The sequence below is a fragment of the Kitasatospora sp. NPDC051984 genome (assembly GCF_044593455.1).
Classification (GTDB): Bacteria; Actinomycetota; Actinomycetes; order Streptomycetales; family Streptomycetaceae; genus Kitasatospora.
The window spans coordinates 54586-71409 of record NZ_JBIUCB010000009.1; the positions used below are offsets into that span (position 1 = coordinate 54586).

The following is a 16824-nucleotide window of genomic DNA, read 5'->3' on the forward strand; positions in this document are numbered from 1 at the left end:
CGACGGCGAAGTGCAGGCATCGGGGGACTCCAGAGACGGGATGGCGGGGGTCAGTGGGCGCCCGCGCGGCGGCGCGCGGTTCCGGCCCGGGGGCCGGGCAGGGCGCCGGCGGACTCCCGGTAGAGGGCGGCCAGTTCGGCCGCGATCCGGGTGATGTCGTAGTGCGCGACGGCGGGCGGGACCGGGACGGGTCCTGGCGGTGCGGCGGCGGCGGCGGTCAACTCGCGGGTGTAGGCGGCGGGTTCGGACGGCAGCAGGCGGGCGTGCGGGGCGGCGCCGACCGGGAGTTCGGCCAGTGCCGGGCAGGCGGAGTGCAGCACCGGCAGTCCGGCGGCCAGGGCCTCCAGGGCGGCGAGTCCGAAGGTCTCCGCGCGGGACGGCGAGACCAGCACGTCCATCGCGGTGAGCAGTTCGGGCACGTCGTCGCGTTCGCCGGTGAGCACCAGCCGTTCGCGGACGCCCAACTGCTCGGCGCGGGCGGTGAGTTCGGCCCGTTCGGGGCCCTCGCCGACCAGCAGCAGCCTGGTGCCCGCCGGGAGCGCGGCGAGCGCCTCCAGCGGAACGTGGAAGCGCTTGCCGGGCACCAGCCGGCCGACCCCGCCGGCCACGAACGCGTCGGCGGGGATGCCGAGTTCGGCGCGCAGCCGGGCGCGGTGGGCGGCCCGTTCGGCGGGTGGGAAGCGGTACCGGGCGGCGTCGATGCCGTTCGGCAGCCGCCGGACCCGGTGGGCGGGCACGCCCCAGGAGTCGAGCACGGCGGCGACCTGGCCGGAGACCGCCAGGGTGGTGCCGCCGAGCCGTTCGGCGGCCAGGTACAGCGCCTTGACGCCGGCCGAGGTGGGCCGGCCCTCGATCTCGCCGGCCTGTAGCGAGTGCTCGGTGGCGAGCACGCCCCGCACCCCGGCCAGCCGGGCGGCGAGGCGGCCGTACAGCATGGCCCGGTACAGGTGGGTGTGGACCAGGTCGTAGCGGCCGACCCGGATCAGCCGGGTGAGCCGGGGCAGTACGCCGAGGTCGCGGTTGCCGCGCATGGCGAGGTGGTGGACAGTGAAGCCGTCGGCGCGCAGTTCGCGGGCCACCGTGCCGGGGTTGGTCAGGGTGGCCACCTCGTGCCGCTGGTCCTCCGGCAAATGACGTAGCAACAAGGCGAGTTGGCGTTCCGCGCCGCCCGCGTGCAGGCCGGTGACCACGTGCAGGACCTTCACCACCGCTCCCCCGCGGCGAACTTCGGCGGGGCCCAGCGCAGTCCGGTGACGGCCTCGCGCCAGCGGTGCCGGCTGCGCTTGGCGCGCAGCCGCCAGGCGCCGTCGCGGTCGCCGACGTAGCTGCGCGGCAGGGCGTGCCGGCCGGTCAGCGAGGAGTGCTCGATGGCGCAGGCGTAGTCGTAGCCGGCGTCCCGTACGGCCCGGGTGGCGGGCAGGTCGACGGCGCCGTACGGGTAGCAGAAGCCGGTGACGGGGCCGCCGACCAGGTCTTCCAGGTCGCGGCGGCTCTCCTTGGTCTGGCGTTCCAGTGCGGCGGGCGGCAGCCCGGACAGGGCCTGGTGGCCCAGGCCGTGCGAGCCGATCTCCCAGCCCGAGGCGGCGAGTTCGATGACCTGGTCGACGGTCAGCAGTTTCTTCCGGGGGCCTTCGACGTCCCAGTGGTTGGCGGCGCCGAGCAGGTCGGGCATCACGTACGCGGTGGCGGTGAAGCCGTACTCGCGCAGCACCGGGACGGCGTGCCGGGCGAAGTCGGCGTAGCCGTCGTCGAAGGTCAGGCCGACCAGTTTGGACTCCCGGCCGAGGGCCTGGGCGTCGAGCAGTTCGCGGACGCTGACACCGCGCCGGCCGGAGCGGTGCAGCCAGTCCATCTGTTCGGCGAACCGTTCCGGGCTGACGGTGAGCTGGTAGGGATCCTCGTCCTCCTCGGCGACCGAGTGGTACATCAGGATCCAGGGTGCGAGCCGGGGTGCGAGCACCTGCGCCGGCAGACAGGTTTCAACCATGCGGCTTCCCTTCGGCGGGTGAGGGGGCGTGCGGTCGCCGGGCCCGGGCGAGGAGTGCCAGGACCGGTCCGCGGACCTCGGGGACGCCGAACAGCGTGCCGAGGGCCGCGAAGACCAGCAGGACGGTGGCGCCGCCGAGCAGGGCGGCGGGCAGCGGCGCGGTGGCCGCCCGGACGGCGAGCGAGCCGGCCGCGGCGGCGGTGATCGCGGCGGCCAGCAGCCTGGCCTGCCCGCCGAGCACCAGGCCGAGCCGCAGGGCGATGCCGCGCAGCATCAGGCCGCGCATCAGCAGCGCCGCGGTGAAGGTGATCCCGACCGCGTTTCCGGCGGCCAGGCCGGGCGCCCCGAAGTGCGGGGTGAGGGTGACGCCGAGGGTGAAGGTGACGACCAGTCCGAGCGTCATCGCGCCGACCGGGTACCAGTCCAGCCAGGTGGTCCGGTCGCCCTCGGCGCGCGGGGCCTCGGCGCGCCGCACCACCGGGCGGACGCAGAAGTACGGCCGCACCATCACGCCGATCATCGCCTGGGCGGGCAGGCCGAAGCTGTACACCCGGATGACGGCCGCGGTGGCCTCGGTGTCGGCGGGGCCGAACGCGCCGCGCTGGAACAGCAGCGAGACCACGGCGGGTGCACAGGACAGCAGGAAGGCGGTGCCGAGCAGCACCAGCGCCGCTGCCTGGCCGAGGTCCTTCTCGACCCGGTCGCGGGCGGCGGTGAGGTCGCCGGCGGCCATCGCCCGGGCCACCACGGGGAACGTCACGGTGACGATCAGGATCGCCGAGGTCATCGCCAACTGGCTGATTTTCGCGGCGTAGTTGAGGTGCGAGATGGTGCCGGGCGGCAGCGCCGAGCCGAGGTAGCGCTCGATGAACACCTGGGACTGCCGGGTCAGCGAGAACGCGGCCACCGGCAGCAGCGCCAGCGGGATCAGCACCAGCCCGCGCACGGCGCCGCGCCGCCGGGCCCGCCGCTTGCGGACGCGCAGCCTGCGGGCGAACGGCACCACCAGCACGCCCGCCATCAGCAGGCTGCCGAGCGCCACGCCGAGCGCGGCGGAGCGCACCCCGAGCAGGCGGTGGCCGCTGAGCAGCAGCGCCAGGATGCCCAGGTTGTACATCACGTAGATGACGGCGGGCGCGGTGAAGGCGTGCAGCGCGCGCAGCGCGGAGGCCAGGTAGCCGGCCACGCCGAACGGCACCACGGTGAACGCGGTGATCCGGGTGCAGGTGACGGCGAGCCGCGGGTCGGCCAGGCCGGGGGCGACCAGGTCGACCAGCTGCGGGGCGAACAGCGCGACGGTGCCGGACAGCGTGCACAGCGCGAGCAGCAGCCAGGGCAGCGTGGAGCGGGTCAACTGCCGTACCGGGTCCGACCCTTGAGGGCGTTCCTCGCGCAGTACCAGGGCCAGGCTGAAGGCCGGGACCATCAGGAAGGCCATCGCGTCCTCGATCAGTAGCGGCGCGGCGGTCTCCGGCACCGTCCAGGCGACCAGGAACGCGTCGGTGCCCTGGTTGGCGCCGAAGTAGCGGGCCAGCAGCAGGTCGCGGAGCAGGCCGAGGCCGGAGCCGGCCGCGCTGAGCAGCGCCGTCACGCCGAACGCCTTGGCCAGGAAGCCGCCCCGGGGTGCGGCGTCGTCGCCCTCGCTGCGGGGGGCCGGTACGGGGACGCCGGTGGTGACCTGCGCCACCGGCTGGTCTGTGGTCATGTGCCGTTCGCTCCACGGGAGTCGGGACCGTTCGCGGCCCGGGAGTCGGGCCCCGGCAGCGCGGTGCGGGCGGCGAGGCCGAGCACCACGGAGGTCAGCACGGTGGTGGTGCCGCCGATGTCGGCGTACAGGAAGTCCCAGAGCACCCAGCAGAGCAGCGCGAGGGCGGCCAGGCCGGGGCCGGTGGCGCGGCGCAGGCAGCCGAGCAGCAGGGTCAGGAACAGCGCGAGGTAGGCGACCACCCCGAGCAGGCCCTGTTCGCTGAGCACCAGGAAGTACATGTTGTGCGGGGAGAGCAGCGGTTCGCGCTGGAAGCCGATGGTGGAGTCCGCGGCGTCGCTGCCGGAGGAGAGCCTCAGCGGGGCGTGGCTGTCGCGCAGTTGCTGGAACGCCTTGGGTCCGGCGCCGGCCACCGGGTGGTCCTGCCAGATCCGGCCGGCGGTGGCCCACAGGTCGTAGCGGTCGGAGACGGACTGGTCGGGGGCGGCGGAGACCGAGCCGATCGAGCTGAGCCGCTCGGTGACGCCGGACGCGCCGAGGCCGAGCCCCCCGACCAGCACCACCGCGGCGGCGGCGCCGACCAGCACCCCCTTGACGGCCAGCCGGGCGTCGGCGCGCAGCAGCAGCACGGAGGCGGCGACCGCGGTGGCGATCCAGCTGCCCCGGCTGAACGACACGGCCAGCGGGAAGGCCAGGAACGCGGCGCTCGCCCACATCGCGCGGCGCAGCGCGCGGCTGCCGCCGGGGCCGCGTTCGGCCAGGCCAAGACCGAGGGCGGCGAGCAGCCCGAACGAGACCACGCCGGACATCGCCATGATGTCGAGCGCGCCGAAGGTGCCGACGGCGCGGATCGGCTGCCCGGTGTAGGAGGCGCCGGTGCGGGTCAGGTACTGGGTGGCGCCGACCGCGCCCTCGATCAGCGCGGCCAGCACGAACGAGCCGAGCACCAGCCGCCGGTCGTCGCGGTCGCGGACGGCGAGCAGCACGGCGGCGGGCACCAGTACGAAGATCTGCACCAGCCGGACGAAGCCGGTGAGGCTGGCCGACGGGTCGACGGAGTGCACGGTGGCCGCGGCGGCGGCCAGCACCACGCCGCCGAACAGCACGGCGGCCGCCGGGTCGAGCCGGGGCAGCCTGGCGCGCAGCAGTTGGACGGCGGTCAGTGCGACCAGCGCGAGCGAGGCAAGGTCGGCCGGGGTGACGTGGACGGCGGCGGTGACGTCCTTCTCGCCGGTGGGGACGCAGACCAGCAGCACGGTGGCGGCGGCGAGCCAGCTCGGCCGGGGTGCGAGCCGGCGCTGCCGGGGTGCGGCTGTGCCGGTGAACCGGCCCGTGGCGGGCGGGAGTCGGAGGGTGACGGCCACGGCCTGCGGTCAACTCCCGTCCGGGCGGACCACGAGGGCGGCGGTGCGCAGCAGGATCTTGGCGTCCTGCCACAGCGTCCAGCCCTCGATGTAGCGGTTGTCGAAGCGGGCCCGGTCCTCGATGGAGGTGTCCCCGCGCAGGCCGCTGACCTGGGCCAGGCCGGTGAGCCCGGACGGGACGCGGTGCCGGTCGGCGTACTCGGGGTAGGCCTGGCCGAACCGCATGACGAAGTAGGGGCGTTCGGGGCGCGGGCCGACCAGGCTCATGTCGCCGCGGAGCACGTTCCACAGCTGCGGGAGTTCGTCCAGCGAGGCCTTGCGCAGGAACTTGCCGACGGTGCCCATCCGGTGGTCCTGCGCGATGTTCCAGCGGGTGGCGGACTCGTGTTCGTTGCTGGGGCGCAGGGTGCGGAACTTGAGGAGGGTGAACACCCGGCCGTCCAGCCCGGTGCGCTGCTGGCGGAACAGCACGCCCGGGCCGGTCTCCCAGCGCACCGCGAGGGCGCAGGCGGCCAGCAGCGGGGAGATCAGCAGCAGGCCGAGGCCGGCCGCGGCGATGTCGAAGCCGCGCTTGACTGCCCAGCCGTTGCGGCGCATCGCGGGGGCGCCGAGCCGCAGACAGGGGAAACCCCACAGGTGGTCGCCGGTGCCCTGCACGGAGTCGAACTCGCGCAGGCCGGGCAGCAGCCAAACCTGGCAGCCGAGCCGGGCGGCGTGCCGCATCGCGGCCAGCGTGTCGGCGTCGTCGGCGGCGCCGCCGGTGGCCAGCACGTGGTGGACGCGGTAGCGGCGCAGCACCCGGCCGAGCACCTCGCGGCCGCCGAGCACCGGCAGCGGGCCGCCGGGGGGCAGCAGCACCGGGTCGGCGTCGAGGTAGCCGACCGGCCGCAGGCCGTACTCGGGGCGGGCGGTGAGCACGCCGGCGATCCGCTGGCCGAGTTCGCCGGCGCCGAGGATCAGCACCGGGCTGGGACGGCGGCGGCGGGCCCGGCGGGTCAGGTGGTGGACGTAGGCGCGGCCGAGGGCGGCGAGCGGGAGCATCAGCAGCAGCAGGCTGAGCAGTCGCAGCGGGCCCATCGCGCCGAGGTCGGTCCAGTGGCCGGTCAGGCAGGCGTCGACGGTGACGGCGAACGCGGTGGCGACGGCGGCGCGGGCGGCCAGCGCGGGGAACTCGTCGAGGGCGGAGAGGCTGAGCCGGCTGCGGTAGAGGCCGCCGGCCAGGTTGAGCGGGAGCAGTGCGGGCAGCAGCAGGAGGGCGGTGGCGACCGGCCGGGTGGCGGCCGGGGCGGTCACGGCGGCGGCCAGTGCGACCGCCAGGGTGTCGGCGGTGGCGAGGGCGAGCGGCAGGGCGACCCGAGAGTGCAGCCGGCCGCGGTGGCGGCCGACGCCGGCGTAGGTCCTGGTCGGCAGCGCCCAGGAGCTCGGCCGGTCGAGCAGTCCCGCACCGTGATGATTGCCATGGCGACCGGTACCCGCCAGCACGTCGGCCGACCGCGACACGCTCTCGTGGTCAATGGTCATCGGCGCACGAACTCCCCTGCTGTGAACCCGTCCGGGAAATCACCTGCTGCCGAGCACGGCGGTCGGCCATTCCCCTGACAGAAAATGGGGATGAAGCAGGCAGAATCAGACATTACCGAACGCCATTGCACGCGCAGAGAGCTGACATGCCATTTCATTCCACCCGCCTAATAATCGGACATCCATGAGGGAAGGCCACACCTGCACGGGCGGGCGTTCACGGCCTGACAAACGATCAAAACCACTGCGGGACACGGGATGTGCGGCCCGCCGGGACCACCCGGGTTCGAACAATAGTCCGGTAAATCGCCGCCACCTGCGAGATTACTTGCCGGATATCGTGATTTTCAGCCACGTGCGACCCGGCCAGAACACCGCGCCGTTCGCATTCGATCCGATCCGACAGGAATTCGGCCAACCGTTCACCCATCGCACGGGAATTCTCCGGCGGCACCACCGAACGGCCGAGCTCGCCCGGCGGCACACACTCCCGCGCCCCCGGCACATCGGTCAGCAGCACCGGCCGCCCGCAGGCCATCGCCTCCAGCGGCGCCAGCGCCATCCCCTCCCAGCGCGAGGGCAGCACCACCAGGTCGGCGCCCGCCAACCACAGCCGCGGATCCGCCACATCGCCCACCAGCCGCACCCGCGACGGGTCGGGCAGCGCCCGCACCCGGCCCGCCAGCGCCTCCGCGTCCGGGCCGCCGCCGACCAGCACCAGCCGGGCCGCCGGCAGCCGGCGCTGCACCTGCTCCCAGGCGTCCAGCAGGACGTCCTGGCCCTTCTGCCGGCACAGCCGGCCCACGCACACCGCCAACGGGACGGACTGCTCCAGGCCCAGGGCCATCCGGGCGGACCGCCGGGACGCCTGGTCGGCGGGCGCGAAGTGCGCCAGGTCCACGCCGTTCGGCACCACCCGCCAGTCCGCGACCAGCCCCGCCGCCACGCCGTCCGCCTTCTCCTGCTCGCTGACGCACAGCACGATCCGGGCCCACCGGGTGGCGTGCCGCTCCCAGCGCAGGCTGACCTCGGCGAGGGCGCCCTCGGCGGCGGCGAACGACCAGGCGTGCGGCTGGAACACCGTGGGCACGGCGCCGCGGGCGGCCAGCCGGCCGGCCAGCCCCGCCTTCGCGCTGTGCAGGTGCAGCACGTCCGGCGCGGCGCCGCGGATGATCCGGCGCAGCCGCCAGGCCTCGCCGACGGTGCCCGGCCCGGGAGAGCGCTCGGCCGGCCAGTCCAGCACCCGGGCGCCGGCCGCGGCGGCCTCCTGGGCGAGCCGGCCGCCGGGCGGGCAGGCCACCAGGACCCGGCAGCCGACCGCGCGCTGCCCGCGCACCAGGTCGACCACCACCCGGGCCACGCCGCCGTCGGTCGGTTGGGAGACATGAAGGATCGTCATCTGCACGGCCCGGAGCCTAAGTTGACGACCGCACCCGGCCGGGGCCGCTTCACCCGTCCCGGGGAACGGGCACACCCGTACGGCTGATGCGCCGTACGGGTGTGTGAATAGCCTCGGGGACGAACAGGGCTCAGCCGAGTTCGGCCGCCAGGTTGGCCAGCACCTGGTCGTGGATCCGGTTCAGGCCCTTGGGCGCGAAGGTCCGCTCGAAGAAGCCGCCGATGCCGGTCGCCCCCGTCCAGGTCGCCTCGACCGTGACCTTGCTGCCGTGCTCGCCGGCCGCCGCGACCGTCCAGGTGATCACCATCGAGGAGTTGGCGTCGGTCTCCACCAGGGTGTCCGGGGTCGGCGCCGTCACCGTGAACAGGCAGTCCCGGACCCGCTTCTCGGTGGCCTGGAGCTTCCAGTGCACCTGGGTGCCCGCGCCGGTGCCGCCGGCCCGCACCTCGTACTCGCTGTACTGCGCGGGCAGCAGCTTCGGCCGGGTCACCGCGTAGTCGGCCAGCGCCTCGTACACCCGGGCCGGGTCGGCCCCGTACGTCCGCTCGGTGGTGGCGTGCACCTTGCCCATTCGCTCACTTCTCCTCGGTCCGGGTCATCTGCGCCTCTGCACATCTGCACTCGGCGTCGCCGCCAAGCCAACCATCGCGACCTGCCCCCGCCAAACCGGAAACCGGGGTCGCAACGCCTGTCCGGTCGGTCTTGTCGGATCAGCGCGCGGCTCCCCCAGCCCTTGCGGGCTGGGAGGTGCCCCCATTTCGCGCCCGGCTGGGAGTGCCGGCGAAACGTCCTCGTACTGGACGTACTTGGATGTTTTGCCGGTGCTTCCAGGCGGGATGATCCGGCGTCGGGCGCCCGGCAAGACCGGCCGGACAGGCGTTAGGGTGGGCGGATGCTGGATGAAGTGACGGCGCTGCGGTACGTCGATCCGCTGCGGGCGGGCGGTTCGGTGCCCGGGGTGGTGGAGGCCGACGACCTCGGCACGTACGTGGTGAAGTTCACCGGTGCGGCTCAGGGCGTCAAGGCACTGGTGGCCGAGGTGATCGTCGGTGAGCTGGCGCGGCGGCTGGGCCTGCGGGTGCCGCCGCTGGTGCTGGTGGACTTCGACCCGGCGGTGGCGGCGAGCGAGCCGGACCAGGAGATCCAGGACCTGCTGAAGGCCAGCGCGGGCCGCAACCTGGGCATGGACCTGCTGCCGGGCGCCCGCGACTTCAAGCCGGGAATGATCGAGGTCTCCCCCGCCGAGGCCGGCCGGATCGTATGGCTGGACGCGCTGACCGGCAACGTCGACCGCAGCGTGCACAACCCGAACCTGATGGTCTGGCACGGGAAGCTCTGGCTGATCGACAACGGCGCCGGGCTGATCTTCCACCACCGCTGGTCCTCGGCCCACGCCTCGGTGCACAAGCGCTACGACCTGAGCGGCCACGCGCTGGGCGGCTACGGCCCCGACGTGGCCGCCGCGGACGCCGCGCTGGCGCCCCTGGTGACGGCTCAACTGCTGGCCGAGATCACCGAGTTGGTGCCGGACGCCTGGCTGGCCGACGAGCCGGGCTTCGACTCGCCCGCCGCCGTCCGGGCCGCGTACGTGGAACACCTGGCGGCCCGGGTCACGAACTCGGCGGCCTGGCTGCCGGAGGGGTTCGCCACCCCGGAGCAGATCCGCGCCGCCGAGGAGCGGGCCGCGGCGGCCCGCACGGCGGCCCGGCCGGCCTGGCTGAAGCAGGTGCCGAACCGGGCCGGCCTGGCCTCGGTGGAATCGGACTGGTCCCGGCACGTCGGCGAGGAGAACTGACCTGCGGTCGGCTGCGGCACGCGTGAGCCTGCCGGGCTCCCGGCACGTCGGCGAGGAGTGAGCCGCCCGCGCACCGGGGTTGACGCAGGCGCGTGGACGCTGAACGAGCCGCCCACGCACCAGGGTTGACGCAGGCGCGTGGGCGACGTGCGAGCCGCCCACGCACCGGGTGTTGACGCGAGGTCAGTTGCGCCAGGCGTCCACGGCCTTGGCGGCGTTGACCACTCCGGCGCCGTAGAAGCCGTTGTTGGCGTCGGTGCCCTCGCAGGTGGCCTTGTAGGCGCCGGTGCCGCCGGGGTTGAAGACGCCGGCCGGACAGGCGTGCGGGTCGGCCTGCTTCACCAGCAGGCTGCGCAGCTTCTCCGGGCCGGCGCCCGGGTGGCTGGAGGCGAGCAGCGCGAGGACGCCGGCCACGTGCGGGGTGGCCATCGAAGTGCCCGAGCTGTAGCCGTACTTGTTGCCGGGGAGGGTGGAAAGGATGCCGCCGCGGCGGTCGGGGGTGTCGGGCGTCTGGAAGACGGTGGCGTCGCCACCGGGGGCGGCGACGGCGACCTTGTTCAGGCCGTAGCTGGAGTAGTAGGACTTGTCGCCCTTGGCGCCGATCGCCGACACCGCGATCACGCCCGGCAGTTCGGCGGGCAGGTCGAGGCAGCTGGCGTCGATCGGCCGGCCGCCGGGGGTGGTGTCGTCCGGGCTGCTGACGTCGACGGTCTTGTGCGCCAGGTCGATGTTCTCGTTGCCGGCGGCGGCGACGTTCAGCACCCCGCCACGGCGGGAGTAGTCGACGGCCCGGCGGACGGCCTCGCTGACCGCGCCCTGGTCGGGGTCGCCCGCGCAGTTGAACATCCACGGGTCCACGTAGTAGCTGTTGTTGGTGATGGTGAAGTGGTGCTCGGCGGCCCAGACGAAGCCGCAGATCGCGTACTCGGGGTAGATGAACCCGCCGTCGTCGACCACCTTGACGGCGGCCAGCCGGACGCCGGGGGCGACGCCCTCGACGCCCTTGCCGTTCTTGGCGGCGGCGATGGTGCCGGCCACATGGGTGCCGTGGGTGCTGGTGGTGGGCTGCCAGGACTTCCAGTTGGTGTCGGGGCTGCCGCTGAGGCAGGACGCGGAGAGCGCCGGGTCGACGTTGGCGGCGAGGTCCTCGTGGGTGGCGTCGATGCCGGAGTCGAGGACGCCGACCACCACGTCACGGCTGCCGAGCGTGGTCTTGTGCGCCTGGTCGACGCCGATCTGCCGCATGTCCCACTGGTTGGCCCAGAGCGGCTCGCTGCCGTCGGCGGTCGCGCCCGTGGGAACGTCGGACACCTCGACGGTGGTCTCCATGCCGCCGGCCTGGATGCCCGCGGTGCGGCTGGCGCCGACCGAGTCGATGGTCTTCGACTGGCGGAGCTTGGCGGCGAAGCCGGGGTCGTTGGAGCGGGCGATCACCACGCCTATCTGCTCGTACGACGCGACCACACTGGCGCCGGCCGCCTGGATCTCGCGCTCGGCCTTCTTGGTCTGCCCGTGGTTGGCCTTGGTGTTGACCACGTAGTTCATCGGCTGGCCGGTGGCGGACGCGGTGGCCGCCGTGGCGGCGCCTGCCGCGGGTCCGGCGAGGGCGCCGGCGGTGACCAGCGCGAGACCTGCGGCGAGGAGGGCGGAGCGACGGATGCGGGGAACGCTCATGGGGGTTGACTCTCCCGACTGTCGGCGGACGCGATCGGTGTGATCGAAGACACGCGAATGGCCGGGAGACTATTCAGCCGATATGACAAAAATCAAGAGGGAGTAAAGCAATCGTCGTAGACCGAACGAGTGCCCGACCCACTGCCGGTCGGGCACCCGCCCCGGTCCGCCGGTGCCGGCCCGGCCGCCGAACAGCTCGCCATGGGCGGCCGGCGCGGTGGCGATGTCGGCCTGCGCCCAGCAGCTTCTGCACCGCGCTCTTCGCCGCCGCACTACCGGACTTGGCCGACCCGCACCGTCACCGGAGTGAACTTACGAACGCTCCGCCAGCACCCGGGCCAACCCGGCGCGCAGCCGCGCCGAGGCCCCGGCCGACCGCCCCAGCGCCCGCACCCGCTCGGCCGGAACGTCCAGCCGCGCCGCCAGCGCGAGCACGGCGGCGAACGGCCGCCGCCCCGCCGCGAGGCACTCGGCCACCGCCGCCAGCACGGCGTCCAGCACCGCCCCGTCCGCGCCCGGATGTTCGGCCAGCAGGTACAGCAGCCGGTTGTCGTTCCAGTCGCTGTGCCGGACCTCCGCCAGCCGCGCCAGCACGTCCGGCGGGGTGTGCGGGTTCTCGGCGAGCGCCTGGTCGACGAACGGCAGGCCGACGGCCGTGAGGGCACGCAGCGCGGCGGGGTCGGTGGAGGCGCGGGCCTCGGCCAGACGGTCGGCGGGGGTGGGCACTTGGGCTTCTCCGGGCAGCGAAACGGCAGGATCTACGGGCGGGCGTCGACCTGGACGAGGGCGTGGCGGCCGTCCGTGCGCCACGAGGTCCCGGTGCCGTCGAGCCGGGCGACGGTCGCGGCGTCGAGGCCGACGATCACATCCGACTTCAGCGTCCGCAGGGCCGCGACCGGCGACGGGAAGTGACGCACCGTCTCGCCGAACGGCGTGGTCGGCGGCCAGAGCCGGTCGCCGACCAGGCGGCGGTAGTTGAGGTCGCCCTTGAGGATCGTCATCGTCGCGGCGGCGAGCTCGGTACGGAGGTCGGCCGGCATGTCGTGGAACGGCAGCGGCGCGCAGAAGAACGGGTGCGTGCGGACGACGAGCGCACCGCTGTTCATCGCCCGCCACAGCCGCCCGCCGACCGCCCCCGCGGCGGCCGAGGGCGCGGTGCGCAGGCGCTCGACCGAGGCGAGGACGTCGGCCGTCGTCGCGTCCGACACGAAGTACGGCTGCGGCTTCACGTACAGGACGACCTGCGCCGCCGGGCCGCCGGTCAGCAGGTGGTCGATCAGCACCAGGTCCGGCAGCAGCTCCCGGCCGGCGTTGTCCGCGATGACGCAGACCTGCCCGCCCGTCGCCCGTCCGAGCGCGGTCCAGAGCGTCGCACTGTCGTCGGCGACCAGGTCGGCGGCGGCCGTCCCGGTGGTCTCCGCGGTGATCCCGAAGCTGAGGTCCGCGCGGTTGCCCCACAGCGCGGACGACAGCAGTGCCTCCGCCCGGCGGGTCTCCGGCAGGCCGTCGAGCGCGCTCAGCGCGGCCAGTTCCTCGTCCACCGCCGCACCGGCCAGCTCGGCGTTCTTGAACGGCGCGAACGGGTCGACGCCCTGCCACGCGCCGGGCCCGAAGTACCCCGTGGCGTCGAGCAGTCGGCGGTAGAAGTAGCTCTCCGCCCACAGGAACGGCGCCTCCCCCCAGGGCCGCCCCCACAGCCCCTCGCCCCACGCCAGCCACCGCGCGGCGTCCGGCGCGTCCGCGCGCAGCGGCTCCAGGACGCCGGTGGTGCTCTCCACCAGCAGCCGCTCGACCACCGCCCGCTCGGCGGGGCCGTACGGCAGCGCGTCGAGCACCCGCCGGACGAGCTCGGGGTGGCGCTTGTGGAAGACGCCCCAGGCGAAGGACCCGGGGACGTCGGCGCGAATCACGGGTGCGTTCGACACATCGGGGCTCGTCTCTCTCGTCATCGGCGGGCAGCGGGCCCGTCGGCTCCAGCCGAGACTAGACGAGGCGTCGCCGAGGGCCTGTCCGGCTCGGCCGCGAGGCCGTCAACGGGCCGTCAGGATCTCGACGCCGTCGGCGGTGAGGCGTTCCAGGGCCGGGTGGGTCGGGGGGGCGTCGGTGATCAGGCCGGTGATGCGGTCCCAGGGGAGGACGCGGAAGGGGGAGGCCGCGCCGATCTTTTCGGCGGAGGCGAGGATCCAGGTTTCGGCGGCGCGGGCGGCGAGGGCGCGTTTCATGGCGGCCTCGTCGGCGTCGCCGGTGGTCAGGCCGGCGTCGGAGTGGACGCCGGTGACGCCGAGCAGGCAGAGGTCGGCGGAGACGTTCTGAGCGGCCTCGACGGCGGCGGCTCCGCAGGCGACGGCGGAGTGCTTGAAGATCCGGCCGCCGAGCAGGAAGAGTTCGGCCCGCGGGTGTTCGAGCAGGGCCGCCACCACGGTGGGGCTGTGGGTGATCACGGTGCAGTCGAGGTCGGGCGGGAGCAGGCCGGCCACGGCGAGCGCGGTGGTGCCACCGTCCAGGATCAGGGCGCTGCCGGGACGGACGAGTTCGACGGCCGCGGCCGCGACCCGGCGTTTGCCGTCGGGGGTCACCGACTGCCGCTCGGCGTAGCCGGCGGTGGCGGGCGAGGCGGGGAGCGCGCCGCCGTAGACCCGCTGGCAGAGTCCTTCGGCGGCGAGGTCGCGCAGGTCGCGGCGGACGCTGTCCTCGGAGATGCCGAGGTCGGCGGCGACATCCTTGGCCACCACCTTGCCCTCGCGGGCCAGCAGGGCGAGCAGGTGGTCGCGCCGTTCAGCAGCCAGCATTTCTCGTTCTCTCCTGTTCTTGCACGTTTCTGCGTGTATGGTAACGCCCCATGACCGACACCGACACACCCATGCTCGTCCTGATCGCCGGACCGTACCGCTCCGGCACCGACGGAGACCCGCAGGCGATGGCCGCCAACCTGGCCCGGCTGGAGGCGGCCGCCTGGCCGGTCTTCGCGGCCGGACACCTGCCGGTGATCGGCGAGTGGATCGCGCTGCCCGTGCTGCGCTCGGCCGGCGCGGGGCCCACCGACCCGCTCGCCGACGAGGTGCTGTACCCGGCCGCGGACCGGCTGCTCGCCCGCTGCGACGCCGTGCTCCGGCTGCCCGGCGACTCGGCCGGCGCCGACCAGGACGTCGCCACCGCCCGCCGCCGCGGCCTGCCGGTCTACCACGACGTGTCCGAACTGCCGCGCCGCGCACCGCAGGTGGACCGATGAACGGACGCCCGGGCATCGACGTGTCCGAACTCCCGCGCCGCGCACCGCAGGTGGACCGATGAACGGACGCCCGGGGATCGACGTCCCCGACCACCGCGGCCGCACCGGCCTCGACCGGGCCGGGCGCGACCTGCGCGGCAATCCGGACGTGGTGGTGCGCGAGGTCGAACTCACCTCGCAGGGCTGGCACGTGCTGCGCCGCACCACCTTCGACCACCGCCGCCGCGACGGCCGCTGGACCACCGAGCAGCGCGAGACCTACGACCGCGGCAACGGCGCGGTGGTGCTGCCGTACGACACCGAACGCGGCCGCGTCCTGCTCACCCGGCAGTTCCGCTTCCCGGCGTACGTCAACGGCCACCCCGACGGCATGCTGATCGAGGCCGCGGCCGGCCTGCTGGACGACGACGACCCGGCCACCGCGATCCGCCGGGAGAGCGCCGAGGAGCTCGGCGTCGAACTCGGCCCGCTCACCCACGTGTTGGACGCGTTCATGAGCCCGGGTTCGGTGACCGAGCGGCTGCACTTCTACGCCGCCCCCTACCGGCCCGCCGACCGCACCGGCCCCGGCGGCGGGCTGGCCGAGGACGGCGAGGACATCGAGGTGCTCGAACTCCCCTTCGCCGAGGCGCTCGCGATGACCCGGGACGGGCGGATCGCCGACGGCAAGACCGTCCTGCTGCTGCAGTGGGCGGCCCTGCACGGGCCGTTCGCGCCACCGCCGGTCCGTTGATCCGGCGCCCGGAATCGTGCAGAAACGTGCAGGGCGCTCAGCAGCAGGTCGCTCAGCTCGGCGATGCGGCGAAGTCCTCGGCGAACAGCGCGAGCAGCACCACGTCGGTGGGGCGGCCTGCGAGCAGCACGTGCCGGCGCAGGCGGCCCTCCTCGGTGAAGCCGAGGCGGTGCTGGAGCTCCAGCGAGGGGTGGTTGTGGGCGAAGACCCTGGCGGTGGCCTTGAGGTAGCGCCGCTCCTCGAACTGGTGGCGGATCACCAACCGGGCGGCCTCGCCGGCGTAGCCGCGGCGGCGGTGCTCGGCGGCGATGGTGATGCCGTACTCGAACCAGCCGTTGCGCGGGTCGGCGCGGTGGACGCCGACCGAGCCGACCGGGGTGCCGTCGGTGCGTGACTCGACGATCAGGACGTAAGTGTCGCCGGACGGGTCGGCGGTGGCGTACTCGCGGGCGAGGGCCTGCCAACCCTCGGTGGAGCGCGGCGGGTTGAGCAGGTCGCCGAGGCGCTCCTCCTGCTCGGACAGGCGGGCCAGCAGCGGCCCGTCCTCGGTCTCGACCGCCCGCAGGCGTATGCGTTCACCCAGCCAGTAACTCGTCATTCGATCTTCGTACCACTCGCCGCGGCAGCCCGTCCGGCCGTTCCGCGAACCACCGCAGCTCGCCAAAACGCCCCGCCCGGCGGCACCGGCACTAGAATCGGCCCCGCCCGGCGCGCGTACCGAGCAACACCCGGACGCCCCCGGCCAGTTGACAGCACTTCGAGGCGAGGGGCGGGCGATGTCGGGCGAGGAGATACCCGGGGCGCGGGAGGAGTTGCAGCGACGCGGCGAGCGGCTGTACGCCGAATTCGCGGCGGTGCTGGAGGCGTTGGCGCCCGGGGTGGCGCCGCCGGCCGTGCTGCCGGAGTATCCGGACATCACCGCGTTCGGCAATCCGCTGAGCTTCGCCCACCACCGGCAGATCGTCCTCGACCCGCAGCCGGCCGACCCCAGCCTGCTGGCCCGGGCCGAGGCCGAACTCGCCGACTGGCAGCGGACGGTGGAGTACACCGAGACCGGCTCGGCGGTACTGCACGCCTGGCGGGACGGAATGACGATCCGGCTGCACATCAATCCGGTGCGCGGCCTGACGCTGTGCCGGGCCGATCTGGAGCCGATGGCGCTGTACGAGCCGGAAGTGTTCGTCCGCCCCGAGCCGCTGCTCGCGCCGGAGGACGTCCAGCCGGGCTACGAGCTGTGCCCGGAGTGCGAGGGGCGGTGCGCGTGCGACCGCTGCTGGGGCCGGGGCTGGGTGATGGGCGGCGTCACCTGGGGCGGGCGGACCGACGGCCGGGTCCGCTGCGGCGACTGCCAGGGCAGCCGGACGTGCCCGTTCTGCCGCGGCGCGGGCGAGCGGCCGGCCCGCTGAGACCCGCCCTG

Annotated in this window: 16 protein-coding genes; 4 read left to right on the forward strand and 12 right to left on the reverse strand. The window is 74.2% G+C overall.

The genetic code is table 11. From position 1 onward, the window contains the following. Window positions 1–50: 50 nt before the first annotated feature. The 7 genes from ACIHEI_RS19435 to ACIHEI_RS19465 form a co-directional block, all read right to left on the reverse strand. Window positions 51–1205: a glycosyltransferase gene (locus ACIHEI_RS19435; RefSeq protein WP_396607480.1), complete on the reverse strand. Its 1155-nt coding sequence runs from the start codon at window positions 1203–1205 to the stop codon at window positions 51–53. After that, window positions 1202–1987, reverse strand: a complete 786-nt coding sequence (locus tag ACIHEI_RS19440; protein WP_396607481.1) for a polysaccharide deacetylase family protein — start codon at window positions 1985–1987, stop codon at window positions 1202–1204. Before ACIHEI_RS19440 ends, ACIHEI_RS19435 begins: the two co-directional genes overlap by 4 nt. After that, window positions 1980–3692: a lipid II flippase MurJ gene (locus tag ACIHEI_RS19445; RefSeq protein ID WP_396607482.1), complete on the reverse strand. Its 1713-nt coding sequence runs from the start codon at window positions 3690–3692 to the stop codon at window positions 1980–1982. The genes ACIHEI_RS19440 and ACIHEI_RS19445 overlap by 8 nt, the downstream gene beginning before the upstream one ends. Then, on the reverse strand, window positions 3689–5056 hold the full coding sequence (locus ACIHEI_RS19450; protein ID WP_396607483.1) for an O-antigen ligase family protein: 1368 nt from the start codon (window positions 5054–5056) through the stop codon (window positions 3689–3691). The genes ACIHEI_RS19445 and ACIHEI_RS19450 overlap by 4 nt, the downstream gene beginning before the upstream one ends. 9 nt (window positions 5057–5065) lie before the next feature. Next, the gene (locus ACIHEI_RS19455; protein WP_396607484.1) at window positions 5066–6577 is read right to left on the reverse strand and encodes a sugar transferase; all 1512 of its coding nucleotides are present in this window, start codon (window positions 6575–6577) and stop codon (window positions 5066–5068) included. A 235-nt stretch (window positions 6578–6812) separates the two neighbouring features. After that, the gene (locus ACIHEI_RS19460) at window positions 6813–7976 is read right to left on the reverse strand and encodes a glycosyltransferase (protein ID WP_396607485.1); all 1164 of its coding nucleotides are present in this window, start codon (window positions 7974–7976) and stop codon (window positions 6813–6815) included. 130 nt (window positions 7977–8106) lie between these two features. Then, window positions 8107–8547: an SRPBCC family protein gene (locus ACIHEI_RS19465; protein ID WP_387646129.1), complete on the reverse strand. Its 441-nt coding sequence runs from the start codon at window positions 8545–8547 to the stop codon at window positions 8107–8109. A 321-nt stretch (window positions 8548–8868) separates the two neighbouring features. On the opposite strand from ACIHEI_RS19465, the gene ACIHEI_RS19470 reads away from it, so the two are divergent. After that, a complete protein-coding gene (locus ACIHEI_RS19470) occupies window positions 8869–9771 on the forward strand; it encodes a HipA family kinase (RefSeq protein WP_396607486.1) in 903 nt (300 codons plus the stop codon). 183 nt (window positions 9772–9954) lie between these two features. On the opposite strand, the gene ACIHEI_RS19475 is transcribed toward ACIHEI_RS19470, so the two are convergent. The 4 genes from ACIHEI_RS19475 to ACIHEI_RS19490 form a co-directional block, all read right to left on the reverse strand. Then, complete coding sequence (locus ACIHEI_RS19475) at window positions 9955–11445, reverse strand: S8 family peptidase (protein WP_396607487.1); 1491 nt, start codon at window positions 11443–11445, stop codon at window positions 9955–9957. 312 nt (window positions 11446–11757) lie between these two features. Next, window positions 11758–12171, reverse strand: a complete 414-nt coding sequence (locus ACIHEI_RS19480; protein ID WP_387862958.1) for a hypothetical protein — start codon at window positions 12169–12171, stop codon at window positions 11758–11760. 32 nt (window positions 12172–12203) lie between these two features. After that, complete coding sequence (locus ACIHEI_RS19485) at window positions 12204–13370, reverse strand: damage-control phosphatase ARMT1 family protein (protein WP_396607488.1); 1167 nt, start codon at window positions 13368–13370, stop codon at window positions 12204–12206. A 105-nt stretch (window positions 13371–13475) separates the two neighbouring features. After that, window positions 13476–14234 (reverse strand): DeoR/GlpR family DNA-binding transcription regulator, encoded by a 759-nt coding sequence (locus ACIHEI_RS19490; RefSeq protein WP_396607489.1) that lies wholly within the window; start codon window positions 14232–14234, stop codon window positions 13476–13478. A gap of 50 nt (window positions 14235–14284) precedes the next feature. Here ACIHEI_RS19490 and ACIHEI_RS19495 point away from each other — a divergent pair, with 50 nt between their 5' ends. Beyond that, complete coding sequence (locus ACIHEI_RS19495; protein WP_387862950.1) at window positions 14285–14674, forward strand: DUF4406 domain-containing protein; 390 nt, start codon at window positions 14285–14287, stop codon at window positions 14672–14674. A 58-nt stretch (window positions 14675–14732) separates the two neighbouring features. Then, the gene (locus tag ACIHEI_RS19500; RefSeq protein WP_396607490.1) at window positions 14733–15407 is read left to right on the forward strand and encodes an NUDIX domain-containing protein; all 675 of its coding nucleotides are present in this window, start codon (window positions 14733–14735) and stop codon (window positions 15405–15407) included. A gap of 52 nt (window positions 15408–15459) precedes the next feature. On the opposite strand, the gene ACIHEI_RS19505 is transcribed toward ACIHEI_RS19500, so the two are convergent. Next, window positions 15460–16005, reverse strand: coding sequence for a GNAT family N-acetyltransferase (locus ACIHEI_RS19505; RefSeq protein ID WP_396607491.1), 546 nt, complete (start codon window positions 16003–16005; stop codon window positions 15460–15462). Between the two features lie 178 nt (window positions 16006–16183). On the opposite strand from ACIHEI_RS19505, the gene ACIHEI_RS19510 reads away from it, so the two are divergent. Then, window positions 16184–16813, forward strand: a complete 630-nt coding sequence (locus ACIHEI_RS19510) for a hypothetical protein (RefSeq protein WP_396607492.1) — start codon at window positions 16184–16186, stop codon at window positions 16811–16813. Window positions 16814–16824: the final 11 nt, after the last annotated feature.

Coding starts and splice junctions, on each gene's coding strand:
- ACIHEI_RS19440 (WP_396607481.1), bottom strand. CDS start 1,987: ATGGTTGAAACCTGTCTGCCGGCGCAGGTGCTCGCACCCCGGCTCGCA.
- ACIHEI_RS19445 (WP_396607482.1), bottom strand. CDS start 3,692: ATGACCACAGACCAGCCGGTGGCGCAGGTCACCACCGGCGTCCCCGTA.
- ACIHEI_RS19455 (WP_396607484.1), bottom strand. CDS start 6,577: ATGACCATTGACCACGAGAGCGTGTCGCGGTCGGCCGACGTGCTGGCG.
- ACIHEI_RS19460 (WP_396607485.1), bottom strand. CDS start 7,976: ATGACGATCCTTCATGTCTCCCAACCGACCGACGGCGGCGTGGCCCGG.
- ACIHEI_RS19465 (WP_387646129.1), bottom strand. CDS start 8,547: ATGGGCAAGGTGCACGCCACCACCGAGCGGACGTACGGGGCCGACCCG.
- ACIHEI_RS19470 (WP_396607486.1), top strand. CDS start 8,869: ATGCTGGATGAAGTGACGGCGCTGCGGTACGTCGATCCGCTGCGGGCG.
- ACIHEI_RS19475 (WP_396607487.1), bottom strand. CDS start 11,445: ATGAGCGTTCCCCGCATCCGTCGCTCCGCCCTCCTCGCCGCAGGTCTC.
- ACIHEI_RS19490 (WP_396607489.1), bottom strand. CDS start 14,234: ATGCTGGCTGCTGAACGGCGCGACCACCTGCTCGCCCTGCTGGCCCGC.
- ACIHEI_RS19495 (WP_387862950.1), top strand. CDS start 14,285: ATGACCGACACCGACACACCCATGCTCGTCCTGATCGCCGGACCGTAC.
- ACIHEI_RS19500 (WP_396607490.1), top strand. CDS start 14,733: ATGAACGGACGCCCGGGGATCGACGTCCCCGACCACCGCGGCCGCACC.
- ACIHEI_RS19505 (WP_396607491.1), bottom strand. CDS start 16,005: ATGACGAGTTACTGGCTGGGTGAACGCATACGCCTGCGGGCGGTCGAG.
- ACIHEI_RS19510 (WP_396607492.1), top strand. CDS start 16,184: ATGTCGGGCGAGGAGATACCCGGGGCGCGGGAGGAGTTGCAGCGACGC.